The sequence below is a fragment of the Stenotrophomonas sp. 21LCFQ19 genome (genome assembly GCF_056861425.1).
In genome coordinates this window covers 69,340-94,485 of the sequence record NZ_JBSPUF010000014.1, presented here as the reverse complement: position 1 = coordinate 94,485, position 25,146 = coordinate 69,340, and the positions used below count along the sequence as shown (strand labels likewise).

Annotated in this window: 25 protein-coding genes; 12 read left to right on the top strand and 13 right to left on the bottom strand. The window is 64.0% G+C overall.

Annotated elements, in window-relative coordinates; genetic code table 11:
* Position 1: 1 nt before the first annotated feature.
* Together AC13FW_RS15705 and purE are read right to left on the bottom strand one after the other, a co-directional pair.
* A complete protein-coding gene (locus tag AC13FW_RS15705) occupies positions 2-1,162 on the bottom strand; it encodes a 5-(carboxyamino)imidazole ribonucleotide synthase (protein WP_482989693.1) in 1,161 nt (386 codons plus the stop codon).
* Complete coding sequence (gene purE / locus AC13FW_RS15700) at positions 1,159-1,662, bottom strand: 5-(carboxyamino)imidazole ribonucleotide mutase (RefSeq protein ID WP_282267797.1); 504 nt, start codon at positions 1,660-1,662, stop codon at positions 1,159-1,161. Before purE ends, AC13FW_RS15705 begins: the two co-directional genes overlap by 4 nt.
* 59 nt (positions 1,663-1,721) lie before the next feature.
* Here purE and AC13FW_RS15695 point away from each other — a divergent pair, with 59 nt between their 5' ends.
* The 4 genes from AC13FW_RS15695 to AC13FW_RS15680 all read left to right on the top strand — a co-directional run bounded on the left by AC13FW_RS15695 (position 1,722) and on the right by AC13FW_RS15680 (position 4,309).
* Entirely contained in the window at positions 1,722-1,991 is a 270-nt protein-coding gene (locus tag AC13FW_RS15695; RefSeq protein WP_296253935.1) for a Trm112 family protein, read from the top strand.
* Positions 1,991-2,848: a carboxylating nicotinate-nucleotide diphosphorylase gene (gene nadC / locus AC13FW_RS15690; RefSeq protein WP_482989692.1), complete on the top strand. Its 858-nt coding sequence runs from the start codon at positions 1,991-1,993 to the stop codon at positions 2,846-2,848. Before AC13FW_RS15695 ends, nadC begins: the two co-directional genes overlap by 1 nt.
* 118 nt (positions 2,849-2,966) lie before the next feature.
* On the top strand, positions 2,967-3,884 hold the full coding sequence (locus tag AC13FW_RS15685; RefSeq protein ID WP_482989716.1) for a DUF2272 domain-containing protein: 918 nt from the start codon (positions 2,967-2,969) through the stop codon (positions 3,882-3,884).
* 74 nt (positions 3,885-3,958) lie between these two features.
* A complete protein-coding gene (locus tag AC13FW_RS15680) occupies positions 3,959-4,309 on the top strand; it encodes a DUF3301 domain-containing protein (protein ID WP_282267803.1) in 351 nt (116 codons plus the stop codon).
* A gap of 253 nt (positions 4,310-4,562) precedes the next feature.
* On the opposite strand, the gene AC13FW_RS15675 is transcribed toward AC13FW_RS15680, so the two are convergent.
* The 6 genes from AC13FW_RS15675 to AC13FW_RS15650 all read right to left on the bottom strand — a co-directional run bounded on the left by AC13FW_RS15675 (position 4,563) and on the right by AC13FW_RS15650 (position 9,578).
* The gene (locus AC13FW_RS15675) at positions 4,563-4,997 is read right to left on the bottom strand and encodes a ClpXP protease specificity-enhancing factor (protein WP_296253896.1); all 435 of its coding nucleotides are present in this window, start codon (positions 4,995-4,997) and stop codon (positions 4,563-4,565) included.
* 80 nt (positions 4,998-5,077) lie between these two features.
* Positions 5,078-5,713: a glutathione S-transferase N-terminal domain-containing protein gene (locus AC13FW_RS15670; protein WP_282272170.1), complete on the bottom strand. Its 636-nt coding sequence runs from the start codon at positions 5,711-5,713 to the stop codon at positions 5,078-5,080.
* A 144-nt stretch (positions 5,714-5,857) separates the two neighbouring features.
* Complete coding sequence (locus AC13FW_RS15665; protein WP_282272172.1) at positions 5,858-6,601, bottom strand: cytochrome c1; 744 nt, start codon at positions 6,599-6,601, stop codon at positions 5,858-5,860.
* A complete protein-coding gene (locus AC13FW_RS15660; RefSeq protein WP_481510762.1) occupies positions 6,594-7,856 on the bottom strand; it encodes a cytochrome b in 1,263 nt (420 codons plus the stop codon). The genes AC13FW_RS15665 and AC13FW_RS15660 overlap by 8 nt, the downstream gene beginning before the upstream one ends.
* A gap of 2 nt (positions 7,857-7,858) precedes the next feature.
* Positions 7,859-8,479 carry a ubiquinol-cytochrome c reductase iron-sulfur subunit gene (petA, locus tag AC13FW_RS15655; RefSeq protein WP_057629370.1) on the bottom strand — a complete coding sequence of 207 codons (621 nt, stop codon included), beginning with the start codon at positions 8,477-8,479 and terminating at the stop codon, positions 7,859-7,861.
* Between the two features lie 178 nt (positions 8,480-8,657).
* Positions 8,658-9,578 (bottom strand): lytic transglycosylase domain-containing protein, encoded by a 921-nt coding sequence (locus AC13FW_RS15650; protein ID WP_482989691.1) that lies wholly within the window; start codon positions 9,576-9,578, stop codon positions 8,658-8,660.
* Between the two features lie 145 nt (positions 9,579-9,723).
* Here AC13FW_RS15650 and miaB point away from each other — a divergent pair, with 145 nt between their 5' ends.
* The 8 genes from miaB (at position 9,724) to AC13FW_RS15610 (ending at position 18,649) form a co-directional block, all read left to right on the top strand.
* Positions 9,724-11,175 carry a tRNA (N6-isopentenyl adenosine(37)-C2)-methylthiotransferase MiaB gene (gene miaB / locus AC13FW_RS15645; RefSeq protein ID WP_481510760.1) on the top strand — a complete coding sequence of 484 codons (1,452 nt, stop codon included), beginning with the start codon at positions 9,724-9,726 and terminating at the stop codon, positions 11,173-11,175.
* A gap of 616 nt (positions 11,176-11,791) precedes the next feature.
* Complete coding sequence (locus AC13FW_RS15640) at positions 11,792-12,778, top strand: PhoH family protein (protein ID WP_482989715.1); 987 nt, start codon at positions 11,792-11,794, stop codon at positions 12,776-12,778.
* Entirely contained in the window at positions 12,775-13,260 is a 486-nt protein-coding gene (ybeY, locus tag AC13FW_RS15635) for an rRNA maturation RNase YbeY (RefSeq protein ID WP_282272180.1), read from the top strand. Before AC13FW_RS15640 ends, ybeY begins: the two co-directional genes overlap by 4 nt.
* Before the next feature lie 232 nt (positions 13,261-13,492).
* Entirely contained in the window at positions 13,493-14,113 is a 621-nt protein-coding gene (locus AC13FW_RS15630; protein ID WP_296253167.1) for a hypothetical protein, read from the top strand.
* 71 nt (positions 14,114-14,184) lie between these two features.
* Positions 14,185-15,063 carry an HlyC/CorC family transporter gene (locus AC13FW_RS15625; protein ID WP_282272562.1) on the top strand — a complete coding sequence of 293 codons (879 nt, stop codon included), beginning with the start codon at positions 14,185-14,187 and terminating at the stop codon, positions 15,061-15,063.
* Between the two features lie 5 nt (positions 15,064-15,068).
* On the top strand, positions 15,069-16,298 hold the full coding sequence (locus AC13FW_RS15620) for a lipoprotein N-acyltransferase Lnb domain-containing protein (RefSeq protein WP_482989714.1): 1,230 nt from the start codon (positions 15,069-15,071) through the stop codon (positions 16,296-16,298).
* A 14-nt stretch (positions 16,299-16,312) separates the two neighbouring features.
* A complete protein-coding gene (locus AC13FW_RS15615) occupies positions 16,313-17,326 on the top strand; it encodes a magnesium and cobalt transport protein CorA (RefSeq protein ID WP_282272560.1) in 1,014 nt (337 codons plus the stop codon).
* 30 nt (positions 17,327-17,356) lie between these two features.
* Positions 17,357-18,649 (top strand): M24 family metallopeptidase, encoded by a 1,293-nt coding sequence (locus tag AC13FW_RS15610; RefSeq protein ID WP_482989690.1) that lies wholly within the window; start codon positions 17,357-17,359, stop codon positions 18,647-18,649.
* A gap of 312 nt (positions 18,650-18,961) precedes the next feature.
* Here the strand turns inward: AC13FW_RS15610 and AC13FW_RS15605 are convergent, their stop codons facing one another.
* The 5 genes from AC13FW_RS15605 to AC13FW_RS15585 all read right to left on the bottom strand — a co-directional run bounded on the left by AC13FW_RS15605 (position 18,962) and on the right by AC13FW_RS15585 (position 25,142).
* On the bottom strand, positions 18,962-20,329 hold the full coding sequence (locus AC13FW_RS15605) for an NAD-dependent succinate-semialdehyde dehydrogenase (RefSeq protein ID WP_482989689.1): 1,368 nt from the start codon (positions 20,327-20,329) through the stop codon (positions 18,962-18,964).
* Positions 20,330-20,607: 278 nt separating this feature from the next.
* Entirely contained in the window at positions 20,608-21,453 is an 846-nt protein-coding gene (locus tag AC13FW_RS15600; protein WP_296253173.1) for an ABC transporter permease subunit, read from the bottom strand.
* The gene (locus tag AC13FW_RS15595) at positions 21,450-22,376 is read right to left on the bottom strand and encodes an ABC transporter permease subunit (protein WP_482989688.1); all 927 of its coding nucleotides are present in this window, start codon (positions 22,374-22,376) and stop codon (positions 21,450-21,452) included. The genes AC13FW_RS15600 and AC13FW_RS15595 overlap by 4 nt, the downstream gene beginning before the upstream one ends.
* On the bottom strand, positions 22,373-23,503 hold the full coding sequence (locus AC13FW_RS15590; RefSeq protein WP_481509004.1) for an ABC transporter ATP-binding protein: 1,131 nt from the start codon (positions 23,501-23,503) through the stop codon (positions 22,373-22,375). The genes AC13FW_RS15595 and AC13FW_RS15590 overlap by 4 nt, the downstream gene beginning before the upstream one ends.
* Positions 23,504-24,017: 514 nt before the next feature.
* The gene (locus AC13FW_RS15585; protein ID WP_296253197.1) at positions 24,018-25,142 is read right to left on the bottom strand and encodes a polyamine ABC transporter substrate-binding protein; all 1,125 of its coding nucleotides are present in this window, start codon (positions 25,140-25,142) and stop codon (positions 24,018-24,020) included.
* Positions 25,143-25,146 lie beyond the last annotated feature (4 nt).

The following is a 25,146-nucleotide window of genomic DNA, read 5'->3' as shown; positions in this document are numbered from 1 at the left end:
ATTAGTTCGCCGTCATGCCGCCGCGACGCAGGACTTCAACCACCGGGGCGACCTGCTCCTGCCGTCCCAAGGCCTCACCCACACGCAGCAAGGCATCCGCCAGCGCCGCCGGCGCGTCATCACGCAGGTTGGCGTGACCGACCTTGCGGCCTTCGCGGGCCTGCTTGCCGTAGTCGTGCCAATGACCGGCAGCTTCGCCGAGCACGGCCTTGGCGTCGGGCATCTGCCCCAGCCAGTTCAGCATGCAGGCGTGGCCGAGCATGCGGGTATCGCCCAGGGGCAGGCCAAGCACGGCGCGGATATGGTTCTCGAACTGCGAGGTTTCCGCACCATCACTGGTCCAGTGACCCGAATTGTGCACGCGCGGCGCCATTTCGTTCGCCAGCAACGCATCACCTCGGCAGAACAGCTCCAGCGCGAATACGCCAACGTAGTCCAAGCGCTCGGCAACACGGCGCGCATAGGCAATCGCGGTCGCCTGCTGCTCGGCGGACAGCGCAGCCGGCGCCAGACTGGCCGACAGTACCCCATCCACATGCCAGTTGGCGGTCAGTGGCCAGGCGCGGAACTCGCCGTCGCGGCCGCGCACGGCCACCACGCTGACTTCCCGCTCGAATGCCACAAAGCCCTCGAGGATCAGCCCGGTCTTGTCGACCTGCGCACCCAACGTCTGCCAGGCCGCATCGATGTCCGCCGCGTCACGAATACGGAACTGGCCCTTGCCGTCGTAGCCCAACCGCCGCGTCTTGAGAATGCACGGCATGCCGAACTCGGCAGCCTTGGCGGCCAGTTCGTCGCGGCTGCGGATATCGGCAAAAGCCGGCAGCGCGATGCCCAGTTCCTGGAACAAGGTCTTTTCGCTGAGCCGATCCTGCGCCACCGCCAGGGCGGCCGGATTCGGGAACACCGGCTTGCGTTCGGCCAGCCAATGCGCACTGGCAGCAGGCACATTTTCGAAATCGAAGGTGATCACGTCGACCTTGGCCGCGAACTCAGCCAATGCCTCGGTGTCATCGAAGTTGCCCACCTGCAGCGGCGCCACCTGCCCCGCGCACGCATCGGCGGCCGGATCGAACACCACGAAACGCAGGCCCAGCGGAGCTCCCGCCAGCGCCATCATGCGAGCCAGCTGCCCGCCACCGAGAATACCAACCGTGATCATTGGCGCGGATCGTCCGCAGCCATCACATCTTCGGTCTGGCGCGCGCGGAAGGCGTCCAGCGCGGCACCGATCTGCGGCTGCTCGGCAGCCAGCATCGCCGCGGCGAACAGGGCCGCATTGGATGCCCCTGCATTTCCGATGGCAAAGGTCGCCACCGGGATACCCGCCGGCATCTGCACGATCGACAGCAACGAATCCATGCCATTGAGTGCCTTGGACTGCACCGGCACGCCCAGCACCGGCACGGCGGTCTTGGCGGCCAACATGCCCGGCAGGTGCGCCGCACCACCAGCGCCACCGATGATCGCGCGCAGGCCACGCGGGCCCGCCTGCTCGGCATAGCTGAACAGCACATCCGGGGTCCGGTGCGCTGAAACTACCTTCACTTCATACGGAACGCCCAAAGCATCAAGCTTCTGGGCGGCGTGCTGCATGGTTTCCCAGTCTGAGCGGGAACCCATCACGATGCCGACTAGCGGCGCGGGGTGGTTGGGGGTCATTGGCCGTCACCTGCTGCAAAGACGTATTCTAGCCGTCTTCCCCGCAAGACCACGAACTGATGGACCGCAAACTGCTCGACCTGCTTGTCTCCCCCGACACCCGCCAGCCGCTGTTCCTGCTGGAAAGCGCCGGCCTGGAAGCCCTCAACCGCGCCATCGGCAGCGGCAGCGTGACCCGCGCCGACGGCAGTCCGCAGACCCAGCCGCTGCGCGAGGCCCTGATCAGCGGCGACCGCAAGCAGGTCTTCCGCGTCGATGACGGCATCCCGGTGCTGCTGGCCGATGAAGCCATCGCCACCGCCCAGATCACCGACTTCCCGGCCAAATAATGCTGCCGCACCCGCCGCTGGCCCCGCCACAGGAACAGATTGACGCCGATGTCGCCCGCGCCCTGGCCGAGGACATCGGCAGCGGCGACGTCACCGCCGCGCTGTTGCCCGATACCGCCGACGTCGCCTACCTGCTGTGCAAGCAGGACGCGGTGATCGCCGGCCGCCCCTGGTTCGACGCCACCCATCGTGCGCTGGACCCGCAGGTCCGGATCGACTGGCGGGTGCTGGAGGGCGACCATGTCAGCGCCGGCACGGTGCTGGCCACCCTGAGCGGCCGCAGCCGCAGCCTGGTCAGCGCCGAGCGCACCTCGCTCAACTTCTTGCAGACCCTGTCTGGCACCGCCACCATCACCGCCCGCTACGTCGCGGCGGTGGCAGGCACCAAGGCACGCATCCTCGACACCCGTAAAACCCTGCCCGGCCTGCGGCTGGCGCAGAAGTACGCGGTGCGCTGCGGCGGCGGCGACAACCACCGCATCGGCCTGTTCGATACGGTGATGCTGAAAGAGAACCACATCCGCGCGGCCGGCTCGTTGACTGCCGCCGTGCACGCCGCACGCGCGCAACAACCCAAACTGCCCCTGGTAGTGGAAGTGGAAGACCTGCAGCAGCTGCAGGAGGCACTAACCGCCGGTTGCGAGCGCATCCTGATCGACGACTTCAGCGCGGCGATGCGCCGCGATGCCGTGCGCATCACCGCCGGCCGGATTCCGCTTGAAGTCTCCGGCAGCGTCGACATGAGCACGTTGCGCGCCATCGCCGAAGACGGCGTGGACTGCATTTCCATCGGCGGCCTGACCAAACATGTGCAAGCCATCGATCTGTCGCTGAAACTGGGCCCGCCACCGCGCTGACTCACGGCATGCACACGGCCCCGGCTGCGACACTCCCCCAATATCCCCCGCGGAGCCCGCTGTGGCATACCGACTCCTGTTGTGCGGCCTGACCCTGCTGTTACCCACCCTGCCGGCGATGGCAGCCGAAGCCTGTGACGTGCCGCCGCGCTATGGCCTGAGCGAAACCGCCAAGGCCGTGGTTGCAGCGGCCTGCGGTGAACACCGCCTCTGGTATCGCCCCTTCATCGACCGCGACGGCCGCATCGCCAGCCTCGGCGTTACCGAGGCCGAGAACGAGCATCTGGCTGACAACGGCCTGATCGCCTGGCAGCGCGTCGTCGGCTATTGGCGCGATAGCGGCACGCTTGGCCCGATGGGCGCCATTGCCGGCGCCAGCAGCTGCGCACAGCCGGCCGGCAACCGCTATACCGATACCGATTGCCGCGCATTCCTGATCGACAACCCGTGGTCGGCCGCCTTCATCTCCTGGGTGATGACGCGCGCCGCCGTGCCCGGCTTTACCCGATCACCACGCCATATCGACTACATCCGGGCCGCCTACCAGGGCGGCAGCAACGGCATGCCGTATCGCCTGGCCGACCCGGCCAGCGAGAAGCCGGCTCCTGGCGACATGCTGTGCTTCCTGCGCGATCGCAGCAGCACCTTGAACTACGCCGGATTAATCCAGGCGCTGGGCAGCGGCCGTGCCGGCAACTGGAAATCGCACTGCGAAATCGTGGTCAGCGCCAACATGGGCGGCGACCGCACGCTCTATCTGGTCGGCGGCAACGTCGCCAACTCAGTAGTGATGCGCAAGCTCATGCTTGATCGCACTGGCCTGCTCGAGTTGCCAAAAGCCAACGCTGCGCAGGTACCGAGCTCGCCGATTGAACAACGCTGCTCACCCGGCCAGGAGGAAGAGTGCAACCTCAATCGACAGGATTGGGCCGCACTCTTGAAGTTGACCGCGACCAACCCGGCGCCGGCATTCAATTCGACCGCGCCGTTGCCACCGCCACCGGACGAGCCGATTCCAACGCCGGTCACCCACTGAGGCTTGCTGGCGCGCCGCCATCAACCGCAAACAGAGGGCTGCGCATGGATGAGCAGATCGCCTAAAGTGCTCGCATGCCTACCCTTCTTATCCTGATGATTGTCGGCGCGATTGGTTTTGCGTTCTGGGACCGCTCCCGCGCCGCTGCCGACCGCGCCACCGAACTGGGCCGCAACGCCTGCCGTGCTGCCGACGTGCAGTGGCTGGACCAGAGCGTGCACAGCACCGGCCTGCGCCTGTGCCGCCTGCCCAACGGCTGGCTGGGCTTCGAACGCAGCTTCCGTTTCGACTACTCCTATGACGGCCAGGATCGCCACACCGGCCGCATGGTGTTGCGCGGCCGCGAACTGGTCTCCTTCAGCGGCCCGGCCGCCGCACAGATCGGCCGCCTGCGCAAAAGCACCGAAGAAGCCGAAGACATCTGATCCAACCGGTAGTGCCGAGCCATGCTCGGCAGGGGCGTCACCAACACTTCTGGCTGGCTGCATACCCCCTTGTAGGAGCGGCGTCAGCCGCGAAGCCGCAAATCCAGCAGATTGCAGGCAGCCGGAAATTTTCAGGAATATCGGCTTCGCGGCTGACGCCGCTCCTACAGAACCTCCTTGCAGCCCCAGCCGAACATGGCTCGATACCACACAAAGGCCCAAACAAAACCGCCGCCTTGCGGCGGCGGTGGAATTATTTGACTACCCGCAGGAACGGGCGCTTCGCGCCAGGCTGCGGACGCTCCGGCGGATCGGTCGGCGGCGTATCGTCGTCATCCGGCGTGGTCTCGGTGCCCGGAATGTCATCCGGCAAGGCCATGCCCTGGCCGGTCTCGCGCGCATAGACGGCCAGGATCGCCGAGATCGGCACGTATACCGGGAAACTGGTTCCGGAGAAACGCGCGGTGAAGCTCACCGCGTCATTGTCGATATGCAGGCCAACAACGGCGCGCTCGGCGATATTGAGCACTACCCGCTCTTCCTTGATCGCGCTGCTCGGCACCTGCACGCCGGGAACCCCGGCATCGACCATCACGTGCGGCGTCATGCCGTTGTCGTTGATCCACTCGACCAGCGCCCGCAACAGATATGGGCGATGGCTGCTCATCCGGAAAGTTTCTTCAGTCATTGCACAAGTGTACGCGGCATTGAAGCGCGATCACCGCCTGTCGGCGGTGATCGATAAGTTCGGATACAGCCGGCGGCTGCTCAGCCCGGCAGTTCGCGCAGCTTCTTTTCCTGATCGGTCAGGCTGCGGACGAAGGCCGGATGGCGGAAGAAGCGGTTGCCGTAGTCCTCGATCGCCTTGCCGTCCTTGGGCAGCGCCACGCCCAGGGACTCCAGCCGCCAGATGATCGGCGCCATCGCGCAGTCAGCCAGGCTCATTTCCGGATTGAGGAAGAACTTGGACGCCTTGAACAGCGGCACCGATTGCGCAACCAGTTCCTTCAAGCGCTTGCGCCCCGCTTCCGCCTGGGTCTTGTTGCCCATCTGAATGGCCTGCACCTGCGGCACCCAGTCATGTTCGATGCGCAGCATCGCCAGGCGCAGCCGCGCCCGCGACAAGGGGTCGACCGGCATCAATGGCGGGTGCGGATAGCGCTCGTCCAGGTACTCACTCACCACCGAAGCCGCGTACAGCACCAGCTCGCGCTCAACCAGGGTCGGCACGGAGTGATACGGATTCAGATCGATCAGATCTTCCGGTGGGTTCTGCGCATCGACCGGCACCAGATCGTAAGTCACGCCCTTGGCCGCCAACACCAACCGCACCCGATGACACAGGGCATCGTCATTTGCAGAGAACAAGGTCAGGGTATTACGCATACGCACACTCGCCGCCATCAAAGGCTCTCCATCGGTTGGATTCCGCCAACCTTACGGCCCCGCCAGCACATTGCTGACGGTGACCACGGTTACCCGAGTGTGCCAAGCCACAGGCGCAGTTGCCAAGGCCCCCTGCGCACTGCCCCCCGGCCTGCACCCAGCTCAATGCACGTCTTTCCAGTACTCGGTCTTGACCAGATAGGCCAGGAAGGTCAGCAGGGCCAGGAACAGCACCACCCAGACGCCCAGGCTCTGCCGCTTGAGCGCGGCCGGCTCGCCGGCATATTCCAGGAAGTTGGTGATGTCGCGGACCGTCTGGTCATAGCCACGCGGATCGACCTTGCCCGGCGAAGCAAGCTTGAAGCCCACCACCGGCGGGTCGATGCCCTCCTGCTCGGCCTTGCCGTGAATGGCATGCTGCATGCCCTGCAGCTCCCACAGCGGGTTCGGCATCGACGCATTCGGGAACACGCTGTTGTTCCAGCCCAGCGGCCGCGACTCGTCCACATAGAACGATTTCAGGTAGCTGTAGATCCAGTCACTGCCGCGCACCCGCGAAATCAGGCTCAGGTCCGGCGGCATCTTGCCGAACCATTTGGTCGCCTCGTCATGCGGCATCGCCACCTGGATCTGCTCGCCATAGGCGGCACCGGTGAAGTTGAGGTTGTCCATCACCTGTTGTTCGGTCAGGCCGAGATCCTCACCCATGCGCGAATAACGCAGGTACTTCAGTGAGTGGCAACCCGAGCAGTAGCTCATGTAAGCCTGCGCGCCGCGCTGCAACGAGGCCTGGTCCCCCAGATCATTGCCCGCCTGCATCAACTTGCCACCGCCGGCAGCAAACGCCGGGACACACAGCAGCATCGCGGCAGCCATCGCCAACCGCACAATCCACTTGTCAGTCATGCGTCGTCACCCGGTCCGGTACCTGCTTGGTGCTGTCGATCTTCGTCCAAAGCGGCATGGTGATGAAGAAGGCGAAGTACAGGAAGGTCAGCACGCGGCCCACCCAGGTCTCCCAGATCGCCGTGCCCGGGCCGGAGCCAATCACGCCCAGCCACACGAAGCACACCACCAGGATACCCAGCATCACCTTCGAGATCGGGCCACGGTAACGGACCGACTTGACCTTGGCCTTGTCCAGCCACGGCACCAGGAACAGGATGGCGATGGCCGAGAACATCACCATCACGCCGCCGAGTTTGTTCGGCACCACCCGCAACATCGCGTAGTACGGCGTGTAGTACCAGACCGGTTTGATGTGTTCCGGCGTCACCAGCCGATTGGCCTCGGTGAAATTGTCGTGTTCAAGGAACAGACCGCCGAACACCGGCGCAAAGAAGATGATGAAAGCGGCGAGCGTGAGCAGGAAGCCGACACCGACCAGATCCTTGACCGTGTAATACGGATGGAACGGGATGCCATCGGCTGGCGCGGTCGCTGACCAGCGGTTGCCCTTCGGCCCCTTCTTGATCTCAACGCCATCCGGATTGTTGGAACCCACTTCGTGCAATGCGCCCAGATGCAGTACCACCAGCAACAGCAGCACCAGCGGCATCGCGATGACGTGCAGGGCGAAGAAGCGGTTGAGCGTGGCGTCGCCGGGCAGGTAGTCACCCATGATCCACTCGGTCAGGCCATTGCCGATCACCGGGATGGCACCGAACAGCGAGATGATGACCTTGGCACCCCAGAACGACATCTGGCCCCAGGGCAGCACGTAGCCCATGAAGGCTTCGGCCATCAGCACCAGGTAGATCAGCATGCCCAGTATCCACACCAGCTCGCGCGGCTTCTTGTAACTGCCGTACATCAAGCCGCGGAACATGTGCAGGTAAACCACGATGAAGAACAGCGAGGCACCGGTGCTGTGCATGTAGCGGATCAGCCAGCCCCACTCCACGTCGCGCATGATGTATTCAACCGAGGCGAACGCCTCGGCCGCGCTGGGCTTGAAGTGCATCGTCAGGAAGATGCCGGTGACGATCTGGTTGACCAGGATCACCATTGCCAACGAGCCGAAGTAGTACCAGAAGTTGAAGTTCTTCGGCGCGTAATACTCGCTGACATGCTTGCGGTACACCGGCATCAGGCCGGGCGCACGCTCGTTGACCCAATCGGCCACGCCGCTGACGGTGCGGGTAAGAATATTGTCGGCCATGATCAGGCTGCCCCCTGCGGATCAACGCCAATGACAAGGGTGTTGTCATCCACATAGTGATGCGGCGGCACCAGCAGGTTGATCGGCGCCGGCACGTCCTGGAACACGCGCCCGGACATGTCGAAACGCGACTTGTGGCAGGGGCAGAAATAACCGCCCTTCCACTGCGCGTCGTAGGGCTCGGGGCGGATCTCGGCAACCATCTCCGGCGAACAGCCCAGATGGGTACACAGACCTACCAGCACGGATATGTCCGGCTTGATCGAGCGGAACTCGGGATTGCCCTTGAGCACATAGTCCGGCTGCTGGTCCTTGTTGCCGGACTCCGGATCCTTGAGCCGTGCATCCAGGGTAGGCAATGCCTGCAGGATGGCCTTGGAACGTTTGACGATCCAGATTGGCTGGCCGCGCCATTCCAGGATCAGCCGTTGGCCTTCCTGCAGAGCGCTGATATCGGCGGTCACCGGGGCACCGGCCAACTTGGCTCTGGCGCTGGGATTCCACGACTTGATGAAAGGAACTGCGGCGAAACCAACACCGACTGCCCCGACCACGGCTGTGGTCGCTGTCAAAAACCGCCGACGTCCGGTGTTGACTGGATCATTTACCCCATCGTTTGCCATCCGGCACTCCGATAATGATTAGGTAGCTAGAGGCTGCCAACGGTCTGGTGGGGGCCATCCCGCTCTGAATCGAATCGTTCCGGAGTGTAGCGGAACGCTTAACGCTGACACAACGCGATCAAACACCAGTCCGCGATATTTGTCACGGCCTGCTGCAACAGAGACGCTGGAGGACGGCTTACTGGCGCGTGGCAAGCTCGCCACGGTAGCGGTCGGCCAACTGTGCAACGCGCTGCACGTAGTACTGGGTCTCCTTGTAGGGAGGCACACCACCATGCCGATCCACCGCACCTTCGCCGGCGTTGTAACCCGCCGCGGCCAAGGTCAGGTTGCCGTTGAAACGACGCAGCAACCACGACAGGTATTGCACGCCACCACGGATGTTCTGGCCGGCGTCGTAGGAATCGGACACACCGAAACGACGCGCCGTGGGCGGCATCAACTGCATCAGACCCTGTGCCCCGGCGCGACTGAGCGCGGTCGGGTTGAACGCCGATTCGGCATGGATGATGGCCCGCACCACTGCCTCCTCGACACCGAACTCGCGTGCGGCCGAGGCGATCTCGGTGCTGTAGGCCTGGGTGTTCAGGCGCACCGAGCCGAAGTTGACCCGGGAGTTCACGCCACAGGCAAAACAACGCTCGACATAACTGTATTGAATGGTGCGCACCGCGCCGATGTTGGCCACCTGGGCCGGCCGGCTGCTGGTGTAGTGGCGCACCCCATCCTTCATATAAGAGTAGACCTGCCCACTGACCACCCGTTGCGCCCGCCCTGCCGTTGCTGGCGCTGGCGTGGGTGGCACCGAGGTAGGGGCGGCCTGTGCAGCCACCGCCGTCGAACTGTCATTGGTTTGGCTTGCGGGAGCCACAGCAGCTACCGGGGCTGCAACGGGCGCCGGGGTCGGCGGTACATGGCGCGGCACGTCGCGGGTCGGCCGATAACTGCTGACCACGCTGCAGCTCGCGCCACTGACGCGTTTGCTGACGTAATTGGGCACCCCATCGCTGCCGACGCATTTGTACAGCGTGCCGGCACTGGCCGGCGAGGCGACCAATGCTGCTGCGAGAATGCCGGTGATCCCCAAAATCCCCTTCATGGGCGGGAGTCTCCCAGCTTCGCCGGGGCTTGCCAAGTATTTGACGCAGCGGCTTTCGTGCTCAGGCCCGCGGACCGATACAATAGGCGGCTACGAATGCAGCCCCAGCGGCTGCGTGCCCGCCCACCCGTCTGGAATAAGCGCCATGCCCGGGACGCCAGCAACTCCCCTGCCGATCACGGCCGGCTCCGCCGTGCCTACTGTTGAAATGACCACACCCGAACTGATTCCCCTGCCCGGCCAGCGGCCGACGGTTGCCGGCGGCGCGCGCGGCAAGCTCTACATCAAGACCCACGGTTGCCAGATGAACGAGTACGACTCGACCAAGATGGCCGACGTACTCGCCGCCGCCGAGGGCCTGGAGCTCACCGACAACCCCGAAGAAGCCGACGTGGTGCTGGTCAACACCTGCTCCATCCGCGAAAAGGCACAGGAAAAGGTGTTCAGCCAGCTCGGCCGCTGGAAGGCGCTCAAGGCCAATGGCCGCGACGTCATCATCGGCGTCGGCGGTTGCGTGGCCTCGCAGGAAGGCGAAGCCATCGTCAAGCGCGCGCCCTATGTGGACCTGGTGTTCGGCCCGCAGACCCTGCACCGCCTGCCGGAGCTGATCCGCGCCCGCCGCGAGCAGAACAAGCCGCAGGTGGACATCAGCTTCCCCGAGATCGAGAAGTTCGACCGCATGCCCGAGCCGCGCGCCGAGGGCCCGTCGGCCTTCGTCTCGATCATGGAAGGCTGCTCCAAGTACTGCTCGTTCTGCGTGGTGCCGTATACCCGTGGCACCGAAGTCAGCCGGCCGTTCGAGGACGTGCTGGTGGAATGCGCACAGCTGGCCGAACAGGGCGTGCGCGAGATCAACCTGCTCGGCCAGAACGTCAACGCCTACCGCGGCCCGTACGGCGATGGCGAGATTGCCGACCTCGGCCTGCTGATCCGCACCCTTGCCGAAATCGACGGCATCGGCCGCATCCGCTTCACCACCTCGCACCCGCTGGAGTTCAGTGATTCACTGGTGGACGCCTACCGCGACGTGCCGAAACTGGCCAACTACCTGCACCTGCCGGTACAGGCCGGCAGCGACCGCGTGCTCAGCGCGATGAAGCGCGGCTACACCGCGCTGGAGTTCAAGGCCAAGATCCGCAAGCTGCGCGCGGTCCGCCCGGACATCTCGATCAGCTCGGACTTCATCGTTGGCTTCCCCGGCGAAACCGATGCCGATTTCGAGAAGACCATGAAGCTGATCGAGGACGTGGGCTTCGACCAGAGCTTCTCCTTCATCTATTCGCGCCGCCCCGGCACCCCGGCTGCCGACCTGGAAGACACCACCAGCGATGCCGACAAGCACGCCCGGCTCTCGCGGCTGCAGGCACACATCAATGAGCATGCCGCCGGCATATCCGCGCGCATGGTTGGCACGGTGCAGAACGTGCTGGTCGAGGGTCCGTCGCGCAAGGACCCGAATGAGCTGACCGGCAAGACCGAGAACATGCGTTCGGTGAACTTTCCGGCCAGTTCGCGTCTGATCGGGCAGTTTGTCGATGTGTTGATCACCGAGGCCTTCAGCAATTCGCTGCGTGGGCGGGTGGTTACGCAGGATTGAGGCCAGGGCCGCGACGGCTGCTGCTGTGCTTTCTTACGGAAGGTTGGCTGCGCGGGTTAGAGGCGGGGTCCACTAGTCCGAAGCAGGAACGCCCCCTTCCCCCGCTCCGCGCCCCGGCCTTCGTGCTGGCGCAAGGGCGTTCGATCCGCAGCGAACCAGTGGTTCGCAAGCCGCCCCTCTCACCCCGCTGGCGGGAGGGGAACAGCCGTCGTTGCTCGTTTCTGCTTTGAAAAGCCGTCGCTGCTCGTTTCCGCTTCTTACCGCTCGCCTTTGCCTTTGCGCCAGCACTGCGGTCATTTATTCGCCACACCGACCCAGAGCCCACCGTTATTGGGCTGCGCAGGGTTATCCACATGTTCATCCCGAATCGATCCACAAAAATTGTGGACAACTTGTTACCCCTAAACCGTCAAATGTGGCGGTTTTTTAACCATCCCGCCAAGAGGCTTATGCCGCAAGGGCTGGACAGGGATATCCACAGCTTGGCCCACGCCGCATCCACATCGGCTGTGGAGAACCCCGAACCACTATCTGCCCCGCTGGTGGTCCGTCAGCCGCAGGGGTACCCTTCCAAGGTCCAAGGCACGGCTTCGCCGGCCAGCAACTGTCAGTGAAAATGACCACCACCACGCATCGCGACTTCACTCTCGACCCGATTGATAACGAACGGCTGGCCAATCTGGCTGGGCCGTTCGACGAACATCTGCGCCAGGTCGAACTCAAGCTGGGCGTTGAGATTGCCAACCGCGGCAATGTCTTCCGCGTCAGCGGCCCCGGCAAGACCGCACTGGAAGCTGAGAAGCTGCTCAAGGCACTTTATGTGGAAGCCGCCGAAGCTGTCTTCGACAGCCACGCCATCCACCTGCGCCTGAACCGCGCCAACGTCGATCACGTGACCGAGCAGGCCTATGAAGCGCAGGAAGTAGCGATCAAGGTCAAGCGCGGCACCGTGCGTGGCCGCGGCCTCAACCAGGCCAGCTACCTGCACCAGATCGCCACCCACGACATCAGCTTCGGCATCGGCCCGGCCGGTACCGGCAAGACCTTCCTGGCAGTGGCGATGGCCGTGGAGGCACTGAATGAATCGCGCGTGCAGCGCCTGATCCTGGTGCGCCCGGCAGTGGAAGCAGGCGAGAAGCTGGGCTTCCTGCCCGGCGACCTGACCCAGAAGGTCGACCCCTACCTGCGCCCACTCTACGACGCCCTGTACGAAATGCTGGGCGTGGAAAAAGTGGCCAAGCTGCTTGAGAAGAATGTCATCGAGATCGCTCCGCTGGCTTACATGCGCGGCCGCACGCTCAATGACGCCTTCGTGATCCTGGACGAAGCGCAGAACACCACCATCGAGCAGATGAAGATGTTCCTGACCCGCCTGGGTTTCGGCTCGACCGCGGTCGTCACCGGCGACCTGACCCAGACCGACCTGCCCAAGCACGTCAAGTCCGGCCTGCGCGACGCCATCGAGGTGCTGCGCGGCGTGGACGGGGTCAGCTTCACCTTCTTTGAATCGCGCGACGTGGTGCGCCATCCGCTGGTGGCCCGCATTGTCAGCGCCTATGACCGCCGCGACCTGCAGCAGGTCAAGCCCGGAGCAAGCGAATGACCAAGGGTCCCGTGCGTCTTGATGTCGCCGTCAGCTACGCCATGCCGCGCGCCGGTCTGCCGGCAGCGGTGAGCTTCCGCCGCTGGGTGGCTGCTGCCCTCAAAGGCCGCATCCGCGAGGCGGACCTGGCCATCCGCGTGGTCGACGCCAAGGAAGGTCAGTCACTGAACCGCCACTACCGGGGTAAGGACTACGCTACCAATGTGCTCAGCTTTCCGGCCGAGCTGCCCGAAGGCCTGCCCAAGGGAGTGAAGTTCCCGCTGCTGGGCGACCTGGTGATCTGCGCCCCGGTGGTCGCCCGCGAGGCCGAGGAACAGGACAAGGCGCTCAACGCCCATTACGCCCACCTCACCGTGCACGGCGTGCTACACCTGCTGGGCTGGGATCACGAGGACGACAAGGAAGCCGAAGCCATGGAACAGCTGGAGCGCGAGATCCTGGCCGACCTGGGCATCGCCGACCCCTACGCCAACGAGCAGTAGGCACAGGTAGTGCCGAGCCATGCTCGGCAGAAGCCTTCCCCGCAATGCCCAGTAGTGCCGAGCCATGCTCAGCAGAGGCATTTCCCGCAATGCCCGGTAGTGCCCGACCATGCTCGGCAGAAGCTCTACCGGTAAAACCCCTGCCGAGCATGGCTCGGCACTACCCCTGCTCGCTCCTGCTGCACAGCGCCGCACGGCGATGCCGCTACCATCGGCATCAGGACTTCACCGAATGACTGCCGTGCGCTCAAGCTACCTGCTACCGCTACTCATCTTCGCTGCCGGTTCGGCTCGCGCCCAGCCCACCATCGACCTGCCCGCGCTGATCGAATGCCGGCAGAGCGTCAGCGAGTTCGCCGCATTGGCACCGATCGTCAATGACCCACTGAAAGCGGTAGCGTTGGGCTGGCGGCCCTTGCCGCAGGGCAACCTGTTCATGGCCGAGTACATGTTGAACACCCCGATCACGGTGTTCGGGCACAGCGCCGACCACATCGCCATGGCCGGCGGCACCATCATCGCCATCCTCGACATGCCCGATCCGCGCCCGCTGGCCAAACAGCTGGAGCTGGAGACCGGCTATGACGCACCGGACAAGTTCATGGCCGGCCGCGAGCTGGTCAGCCGCGATGTCAACGACGCCAAAACCGGCGAAGCGCTGATCGAATCAGTGATCCTGGGCGTGTCCACGGTCAAATCCCACCCGGGCAAAACCCTGGCCGGCTGCACCTACAGCCTGGACCTGCCGGCCGAGGGAGAAGCCCCACCTGCGCCACCCAAACCGGCCGATACCCCGGCCGATGTACCGCAGGTAGCCCCCAGCGTGCAGACCCCCAACCCACCGGCGGCCTGAGCAGGCGACGGCAAACATCCTGCTAGACTTGTCGGCACCGCCCGGCCTGCCGGGTGCAGTCAAACCAAGAGATGTCTGAAGACGACAGTAGTACCTCGCCCGAGAACGGTGAGAAGAAACGCAGCTGGCTGGAGCGCCTGGGTTCGGCGTTCTCCAGTGAACCCCATACCCGCGACGAGCTGGTTGGCATCCTGCAGACGGCACAGCAGGACGGCCTGATCGCCGCAGACACCCTGCGGATGATGGAAGGCGCCATTTCGGTGGCCGAGCTGACCGTCGGCGACGTGATGATCCCGCGCTCGCACATGGTGTCCTTGCCGGTGGACCGGCCTTTCATCGAGCTGATGAAGCAGGTGGTCGATTCCGGCCACTCGCGCTTCCCGGTGCACGGTGAGAACAAGGACGACATCCTCGGCATCCTGCTGGCCAAGGACCTGCTGCGCGGCGTGGTCGCCGACAACAGCCACGCCAGCGTGCGCGAGCTGCTGCGTCCGGCGGTGCTGATCCCCGAATCGAAGAAGCTCAATGTGCTGCTCAAGGAGTTCCGACTCTCGCGCAACCACATGGCGATCGTGGTCGACGAGTACGGCGGTGTCGCCGGCCTGGTCACCATCGAGGACGTGCTGGAGCAGATCGTCGGCCAGATCGACGATGAGCATGACGAGACCGAAGACCACACTTCGCAGATCGCCATCCTCGCCGATGGCCGCTATGTGGTGGATGCGCTGACCACCATCGGCGATTTCAACGAGCGCTTCGGCGCCGAGTTCTCCGATGACGATTACGACACCATCGGCGGCCTGGTCACCGAGGCCGTCGGCCATCTGCCGGAAATCGGCGATGAGCTGACCCTGGAGCGCTTCGTGTTCCGGGTGGCCAAGGCCGATGCACGCCGCGTCCAGGCCTTCCACGTGACCATCCTGCCACCCGAAGACCAGGACGAAGCTTGATCACCCTGCGCCTGCCGCGGCTGCTGTCCGCGTTCGCGTCGTTGTTCCTGCTGCTGGCCGCGATGGCCAGCAGCGCACAACCGGTCGCCAACCAAGCCAGCGAAGCCAACACACAGCCGGCGCCGCGCATCGGCGTGGTGACCATGCTGCCCGGCGAAGTGTTCTTCGAACGCTTCGGCCATGACGCACTGGTGGTGTTGGACCCGGCAAGCGGGCAGGCAACGTCGTACAACTTTGGCTTCTTCGACCCGTCCGAACCGGATTTCATCGGCAACTTCGTGCGCGGCAAGATGATGTACTACCTGGTCGCCCTGCCGCTGGAGCAGGACCTGGCGCAGTACGAAAGTGTTGGGCGTGGGGCAAACATCCAGTGGCTGGACCTGCCGCCCGCACAGGCACGGGCGCTGGCTGATGCACTGGCCGAACGCGCCAAGCCAGAGAACGCGCGCTACCGCTACGACTACTTCACCGCCAACTGCGCCACCATGGTGCGCGACAGCCTGGACCAGGCCATGGGCGGCGCCCTGCAATCGCAGCTGGCCGGTCGCTCGCGTGGCAACAGCTACCGCAGCGAATCGGTGCGACTGGCCTCGCCTTCGCCGTGGATGTGGCTGGGCTTTGACATCGGGCTGGGCCCGAATGCCGACCAACCGCTGTCGCGCTGGCAGGAAGCCTTCGTACCCATGCGTCTGGCCGACAGCCTGCGCGAAGTACGCAACAGCGAAGGCCGCCCGCTGGTACAGGCCGAACAGGAATTGCTGCCGCAGCGTCTGCCACCCGAGCCAAAGGAAAAGCAGCGCTCCTGGTGGCCATGGCTGCTGGTTGGGCTGGCAGTTGCTGCTGCGCTGTACGCCGCACGCCGCAAGCCGCGCCTGATCGGCGGATTCGCGCTGCCGTTCTGGCTGTTCTGTGGCGTCGCCGGTGGCCTGCTGACCTTCCTGTGGGGCTTCAGTGAGCATCAGGCTGCATGGGCCAACCGCAACCTGTTGCTGCTTAGTCCGCTGGCATTGCTGTTGCTTCCCGGCGCATGGAGCCTGCTGCGCGGGCGTCAACCGCGCGCCTGGTTCCGGGTCGTTCTGTGGCTGATGACCAGCATTGCACTGCTGGCGCTGCCGCTGCATTGGCTGTCGCTGCAGGCGCAGTTCAACATGCAGTGGATCGTGCTGCTGCTGCCCATCCACATCACGCTGGCGCTGATCCTGGGGCGCCGCAGCTTGGCGTCAACGGCCAGCTGAGGCACGATGCCGGGATGACTACCGGCATCACTCCAACTCCCGTCCAGGCCAACCCAGCCTGCGTGATCAATTGCACCTGGTACGGTGCCGACGGCACACAGCGTCCGCTCGACCTGGACAGCATCAGCGACGTGCTCGCCGATGATGCCAAAGGCTTCGTCTGGGTCGGCCTGTACGAGCCCAGCGACGCGATCCTGGACAAGGTGCAGGAAGAGTTCGACCTGCATCCACTGGCGATCGAAGACACCCGCAAGGCGCACCAGCGGCCCAAGATCGAAACCTACGGCAATTCCTTGTTCGTGGTGGTGCACACCGCGCAGGTCGTGGATGAGCGTATCCGTTACGGCGAAACCCATGCCTTCCTCGGCCCGCGCTTCCTGGTGACGGTGCGCCACGGCGCCTCGCTGTCGTATGCGCCGGTGCGCGCGCGGCTGGAGCAGGAGCCCGAGCTGCTGGCGATGGGCCCCTCGTTCTGCCTGTACTCGGTGCTGGATGCGGTAGTCGACCACTACCTGCCGATCACCGACAGCTTCCGCGACACCCTGGACCTGCTGGAGAAAAACATCTTCGCCGACACCTATGAGCGGCGCACGGTGATCCGCCTGTACGAGCTCAAGCGCGAGCTCAACAAGATGCGGCTGGCGGTTGCGCCACTGCAGGATGCGCTGGCGCAGCTGCAACGCAACCAGGCGCAGTTGATCAACGAGGAAGTCCGGCTGTACCTGCGCGATGTGCAGGACCATGCCGCCCGCGTCAACGACGCCATCGACACCTTGCGCGAAATGCTGGGCACCGCGCTGAACGTCAACCTCTCACTGGTGACGTTGGCACAGGGCGAGACGGTCAAGCAGCTCGGTGCCTGGGCAGCGCTGTTGGCCGCACCAACCCTGGTCACCAGCTGGTACGGCATGAACTTCGCACACATGCCGGAGCTGGCCGGGCGCTTCGCCTATCCGCTGCTGATGCTCGGCGTCGGCGTGATCTGCGTGGTGCTGTACCGCCTGTTCAAACGTTCCGGCTGGCTTTGACCAGCTACCCAGTCTTTCCAGAGAGCAACCATGCAGCACGACCACGCCAATCCCGCCCGTCGCAGCTTCCTGCGCAACACGTTGATCGCCGGCGCCGCCGCACTCCCCCTGTCGCAGATCGCATCTGCACAGACTGCAGCCGACTCCGACAACGCCCAGCCCGAATCCATGCGCACCCTGAAATCGGTCGCTGCGCAGGTGGTACCGATCGGCAACGACGAGCGCATCGCACGCGTGGCCAAGGCCCGGCGACTGATGGCCGAACACGGCATCGACGCCGTGTTCATCGGCGCTGGCAGCTCGCTGACCTATTTCACCGGCATGCGCTGGTGGGACAGCGAGCGCCTCACCGGCGTGATCCTGCCGCGCAGGGGCGAACCGGTCTACGTGACGCCGGATTTCGAACGCGTGCGTACGCTGGAGCAGATCAAGCTCGGCAACGATGTACGTGGCTGGCAGGAAGATGAGGACCCCTACGCCCTGGTCGCCAAGGTGTTGCGTGACATGGGCCATGCCACCGGCACCTTGGGCATGGAAGAAGCCGTGCCCTACTTCCGCGCCAAAGGCATTGCCGACGCCCTGCCGCAGGCCAAGGTGGTACCGGCATGGCCGGTGGTATCGGGCTGCCGCCGGGTCAAGAGCGCGGCCGAGCTGGCATTGATGAAGCTGGCCAATGAAGCCACCCTGGCGGTGTATGAAGCTGTGTGGAAGGCCTTGAAGCCCGGCATGACCGAGCAGGACATCAGCGGCCTGCTGGCGATGGCGTACGCGCGCACCGGCTTGCAGGGCGATGCCAGCGTCAACGTCGGCAAGTACACCGCCTCCCCGCACGGCTCGGACAAGCCACAGCACCTCGTCGAAGGCACACCGATCATCTTCGATGGCGGTTGCCGTGCCGGTGGCTACACCAGCGACATCACCCGCACCGTGGTACTGGGCCAGCCCGATGACGAGATCCGCAAGGTGTTCGACATCGTGTTGAAGGCACAGACGGCGGCATTGAACACCGCACGTCCGGGCGTGGCGATGGGCGATGTGGATGCCGCGGCACGCAAGGTGATCAGCGATTCCGGCTACGGCCCGGACTACCGCTATTTCAGCCACCGCCTTGGCCACGGTATCGGCCTGGACATGCACGAATGGGATTACCTGGTGCGCGGCAACACCCACCTGCTGGAACCGGGCATGACCTTCAGCGACGAACCCGGCATCTACATCCCGGACCGCTTCGGCGTGCGCCTGGAAGACATCCTCTACGTTACCGAGGATGGTGCGGCACTGATGACCCCGCAGAGCAGGTCCATCGACCAGCCGTTTGGGTGATGAGAGTGGCGGCACCTTTTGTAGGAGCGGCGTAAGCCGCGAAGCCACCACCAAATCAGAAGCTGCAAAACATAACCCCTCCCCAACCCTCCCCTTGGCCTTCGGCCAAAGGGAGGGAGCTGCATCCGTAGTGCCGAGCCATGCTCGGCAGGGGCTTTACCAGCAGGCCATGTGGGAGCGGCATAAGCCGCGAAGCCACCAATGCTCAAAACATTTCAAGAGCCTGCAATCCGCTTCACTACAGTTGCTGGTTTTCGTGGGCGCGCATGGATTGCCAGCTTCGCGGCTCACGCCGCTCCTACAAGCTCGGCGTCAGGCCACATAGACCGTTTTGATGTTCATGAACTCATGAATACCCGGTCCCGCCAGCTCACGCCCAAAGCCCGAGCGTTTGGTCCCGCCAAATGGCAGCCGCGCATCACTTTTCACCACTGAATTGACGAAGGCCGCGCCGCATTGCAGTTGCACCGCGACGTTCTCGCCGCGCAGTACATCGCGGGTCCAGACACTGCCGCCCAGCCCGAAGCTGGTGTCATTGGCGACGCGCACGGCCTCGGCCTCGTCCTTGACCCGGATGATCGCCGCAACCGGCCCGAACAGCTCTTCTTCGTAGGCCGGCATGCCGGGCCCGACGTTATCCAGGATCGTGGCCTGGTAGCCTGCGTTGCTGCCAGCTACCGGCGCACCGCCCAGCAGCACTTTCGCGCCCTTGTCCACGCTGGCACGCACCTGCTTGTGAAGCTCGTCGCGCAGATCAGCGCGCGCCATTGGCGCGAGGGTGCTTTCCTCTTCCTGCGGATCGCCGTACACGCGCGCCTGCGCGCCCTCGATGTAGCGTTGCACGAAAGCATCAGCAATGGAGTCGACCAGGATGAAGCGCTTGGCAGCAATGCAGGTCTGGCCTGCATTGTCGAACCTCGAACGCACCGCCGCAGCCGCAGCAAGGTCCAGATCGGCGTCATCCAGCACCACGAAGGCATCACTTCCGCCCAGCTCCATCACACACTTCTTCAGCTGGTCGCCCGCGTTGGCCGCAATCGACCGCCCCGCACGCTCGCTGCCGGTCAGCGTGACCGCCTTGATACGACGATCACGCAGCACCTCGGCGGCCTGATCGTTGTCGATATGCAGCACATCGAACACACCCTCCGGAATACCGGCCTCGGCAACCACCTCGCGCAGCAGGTCCGCACATCCGGGCACATTGCTGGCGTGTTTGAGCAGGGCGACATTGCCGGCCATCAAGCCCGGCGCGAGAAAGCGGATCACCTGCCAGATCGGGAAATTCCAGGGCATCACCGCCATCACGCAACCGATGGGCTGGTAGATGACGTAGCTGCGCTGGGCTTCGGTGGGGATCGGCTGCGGCTTCAGGTAATCGGAGGCGTGGTCGGCGTAGTACTCGCAACCGGCGGCGCTCTTCTCGATCTCGGCCAAAGCTTCGCGGCGCAGCTTGCCCATCTCGGCGGTCATCGTGCGCTGGATCTCGTCGCGGCGCTCACGCAGGCCTGCAGCAACCTTGCGCAGATGGTCACCACGCTGCTCCAGTGACAATGCCGACCATTGTGGAAACGCCGATTCAGCTGCGGCCAGTCGCTGCTCGATGCCAGCGGCAGTCAGCAGCTCAACCGTGCGCACGATCTCGCCATTGAAGGGATTGATAGTCTGATACGACGCCATGGACTCACCTGCATTCAACGAATGCAGGGATGGTAGCGCCGCGAATGTTGCGCGCAGGTAAATCCCAAGCGGCCCTGTAGTGCCGAGCCATGCTCGGCAGGGGCTTTACCAGCAACCCTTTTGTAGGAGCGGCGTCAGCCGCGAAGCCGGCGATCCATCAAATCGCCGCCATGTCGTTTATTTCATTGCTACCAGCTTCGCGGCTGACGCCGCTCCCACAATGTTGATGGTTAGCCGGGAAAGCCTCTGCCGAGCATGGCTCGGCACTACCGGGCCTCTCAGCCGTTTTCCTGCAGCGCCAGCTGCATGTCGCGCTGGCGTCGCTTGTCGGCGCGGGCCGAAATCCACCAGCCCAGCACCGCCACCGTCGATACCGCCAGCACCATCAACGTGGCCAGGGCGTTGATCTTCGGGCTCACGCCCATCCGCACCGAGGCGAAGATCTTCATCGGCAGCGTGGTCGAGCTGGGCCCGGCGACGAAGCTGGCGATCACCACGTCGTCCAGCGACAAGGTGAAAGCCAGCAGCCAGCCGGACAGCAGCGCCGGGGCGATGATCGGCAAGGTGATCAGGAAGAACACCTTGAGCCGGTTCGCGCCCAAATCCATCGCCGCCTCTTCCAGCGAACGGTCCAGTTCCTGCAGGCGCGAAGACACCACCACCGTCACGAAGGAAATGGTGAAGGTCACATGCGCGATCCAGATCGCCACAACGCCCTTTGATGGCAGGCCGAACAGGCCGCCCATCGACACCAGCATCAACAGGATCGACAGGCCGATGATCACTTCCGGCATCACCAGTGGCGCGGTCACCAATGCACCAAAGATGGTCTTGCTGGGGAAGCGTTTGAAGCGGGTCATCGCCATCGCCGCCATGGTGCCGATCACCATCGATGCACTCGCCGTCCAGAACGCGATCTTGATGCTGATCCAAGCCGCCTGCAGCAGCTGTCGATCACGGAACAACTCGCCGTACCACTGCGTCGAGAAGCCTGCCCATACCGTCGCCAGCCGTGATGAGTTGAACGAGTACACCATCAACAACAGGATCGGCAGGTACAGGAAGGCGAAGCCGAGCAGCAGGATGCTCCACCCCAACCAGGAACTACGCCGGGTCATGCTCATGCCAGCTTCCCTTCCAGCTCACGCTGCTGCGAACGGTTGAAGATGATGATGGGGATCAGCAGCAGGATCAGCATCACGATCGCCACGGCGGACGCCAGCGGCCAGTCACGGTTGTTGAAGAACTCGCCCCACAGCACGCGGCCGATCATCAAGGTATCCGGGCCACCCAGCATTTCCGGGATCACGAATTCACCCACCGCTGGGATCATCACCAGCATGCAGCCAGCGATGATGCCGCTGCGCGACAGCGGCAAGGTAATGCGCAGGAAGGCCTGCCAGGGCTTGGCGCCGAGGTCATAGGCAGCTTCCAGCAGACGGTGGTCGAGCTTGACCAGGTTGGCGTACAGCGGCAGCACCATGAACGGCAGGTAGCAGTAGACGATGCCGATATAGGCCGCCACCGGGGTGTAGAGGATGCGCAGCGGCTCGTCGATCAAACCAATGCTCATCAGCGTGCGGTTGATCAGCCCATTGCTGTCGAGGATGCCGATCCAGGCATAGACGCGGATCAGAAACGAAGTCCACGACGGCAGCACTACCAGCATCATCGCGATGTTGCGCGCCGACGGCGACATGCGCGAGATCACGTAGGCCATCGGGTAACCGATCAGCAAGGTCAGCAGTGTGGAGATCACGGCGATCTTGATCGAGCTCAGGTAGGCCACCACGTACTGGCTGTCGGTGAACAGCGCGGTGTAGTTGCCCAGGTTGAGGTTGACCGTGAACGCGTTGTCCACGTATTCCACGATGGAGGTGTATGGCGGCATCGCCACCGCCATCTTGGCGAAGGAGATCTTCAACACGATCAGGAATGGGATCGCGAAGAACAGCAACAGCCACAGGTACGGCACGCCGATCACACCCGCGCGTGCACCCGGCAGCCAACGCCGCCAACCGCTGGTGAGTGGACTGGTCGCGCTCATGAGGTCAGCACCACGCCGTCGTTGTCGTCCCAGGACACCCAGACTTCGTCGTTCCAGGTGATGCCGTCGCTGTCCCAACGCTTCATGTTGGCAAAGTTGGACAGGATCTTGGCACCACTGGGCAGGCGCACGTGGTAGACCGAGTGACTGCCGAAATAGGCGATGTCCTCGACCACGCCGAAGGCCTTGTTGGTGTCGCCCTCGGGCTCTTCCTTGGCGATATGCACCTTCTCCGGGCGCAGCGCAAACGCCACCGGCTGGCCTTCGTAGCCGGTGATGCCGTGGCCGACGTAGATCGGCGCCGGGAAGTCGGCGGTACGCACGGTGACGTACTCGGGCAGATCCTCATCGATGACGCCTTCGAAGGAATTCACCGAGCCGATGAAGCTGGCGACGAAGCGGTTGGCCGGTTGCTCGTAGATGTCGTCCGGCTTACCGATCTGCTGGATCCAGCCCTGGTCCATCACCGCGATGCGGGTGGCCATGGTCATGGCTTCTTCCTGATCGTGGGTGACCATCACGCAGGTCACGCCGAGCTGCTCGATGATGTTGACCAGCTCCAGCTGCATCTTCGAGCGCAGCTTCTTGTCCAGCGCGCCCATCGGCTCGTCCAGCAACAGCAGCTTGGGGCTCTTGGCCAGCGAACGCGCCAGCGCTACACGCTGCTGCTGGCCGCCGGACAGCTGGTGCGGCTTGCGCTTGCCCAGCTTCTGCAGCTGCACCAGCTCCAGCATCTCGCCAACGCGGCGGGCGATGGCGTCCTTGGCCATGCCGTCCTGCTTGAGGCCGAAGGCGATGTTCTGCTCCACCGTCATGTGCGGGAACAGCGCATAGGACTGGAACATCATGTTGATCGGCCGCTCGTACGGCGGCAGCGCGGTAATCGGCTGGCCGTCGAGCAGGATCGAGCCCTTGGTCGGGGTTTCAAAGCCGGCCAGGCAGCGCAGCAGGGTGGACTTGCCGCTGCCCGAACCGCCCAGCAGGGCAAAGATCTCGCCCTTGCGCACGTCCAGGTTGACGTCGTCGACGGCGACGAAGCCATCGAATTCCTTGCGCAGATCACGGATGGACAGGTAGCCGGGCTCGCTGTTCAAAGCGATGGCCTCTGGCTTGGCGTCAACGGGCATGTAGGGCTCCGGAAGCAGGCAGATGAACAAACGCGCGTAGTGTAGCCCCCTGATTTTGCGGGCGACACCGCTGGCTGTGGCGGTTGGCGTGCCCCTCCCCTTTGGCGCAGCCAAGGGGGAGGTTGGGAGGGGGTGGCTTTTGCTCCGGCTCGTAGATCCGCAGCGGCAGGAGCCAGAGCTGCAAAGCACCCCTCCCCAACCCTCCCCTTGGCTGCGCCAAAGGGAGGGAGCCAAGCCGAAGCCCGCCGGCGCCACCGTAGTGCCGAGCCATGCTCGGCAGGGGCATTACACGCAGCACGTCCAGTACGGCGTCAGCCGCGAAGCTGGCAATGCCCGAAGACCCCAAAAAGCTTACCCCTCCCCAGCCCTCCCCTTGGCTACGCCAAAGGGAGGGGGCCAAGCGCCGGCTTCGCCATCTCCACTGGCAACTGGCAAGCCGCAAACGCCACAAACAACAACGCCTCCCTGCAGGAGGGAGGCGTTGTAAAGATTCACACGCTAAACCTGCCTGAAATCAACGGCCGGTCTTGATCTCGGTCCACAGACGGGTATACAGCTTGTCCGTCTCCGGGCTGTTGATCGCATAGGTGAACATCTTGGCGGCCACGTCTTCGGCCGGGTAGATGGTCTTGTCGTCGCGGATGGCCGGATCGACCAGCGAGGTCGCCGACTTCACCGGGTTGGCGTAGTGGGTCACATTGGTGTTCTTGGCCGCTACCTCGGGCTCCAGCAGGTAGTTGATGAAGGCATAGGCGTTGCCCGGATGCTTGGCATCCTTGGGGATGGCCAGCATGTCGAACCACTGCGGCGCGCCTTCCTTCGGGATGGAGTAGGCAACTTCCACGCCGTTCTTGGCCTCTTCGGCGCGGTCACGGGCCTGGATGATGTCGCCCGACCAGCCGACCACCAGGCAGGTGCTGCCATTGGCCAGCGAACCGACGTACTGCGAGGAGTGGAAGTTCTGCACGTACGGACGGATCGACTTGAGCAGGTCCGCTGCCTTCTGCAGCACGGCCGGGTCGGCGCTATGCGGGTCTTCGCCCAGGTAATGCAGGGCCACCGGGATCATGTCGGCCGGGGTGTCCAGCAGCGTTACGCCGCAGTCCTTCATCTTGGCGATGTTTTCCGGCTTGAACACCAGGTCCCAGCTGTTGGCGATGTCGGCGCTGCCACCGAAACGCTCTTTCAGCTTGGCCACGTTGTAGCCGATGCCGGTGCTGCCCATCATGTAGGGCACGCCGTACTGGTTGCCCGGGTCCTGGCCAGCAATACGCTGCATCACAGCCGGATCGAGGTTGGCCAGGTTCGGGATCTTGCTCTTGTCCAGCGGCAGGAACACGCCGGCCTGGATCTGGCGGCCGAAGAAGTTCAGCGTCGGCACCACGATGTCGTAGCCGCTGTCGCCGGTCAGCAACTTGGTCTCGACCATTTCATCGCTGTCGAACACATCGTAGGTGACCTTGATGCCGGTCGACTTCTCGAAGTTCGGGATGGTGTCTTCGGCGATGTAATCCGAATAGTTATAGACATTGAGGACCTTGGCCTCGCCGCCTTCAGCGGGCTTGCCGCCAGTTTCCTTGCCACCGCAGGCAGCAAGCAGGGAAATGGCGACACCAACGGTCAGAATGCGCAGATTCATGGGT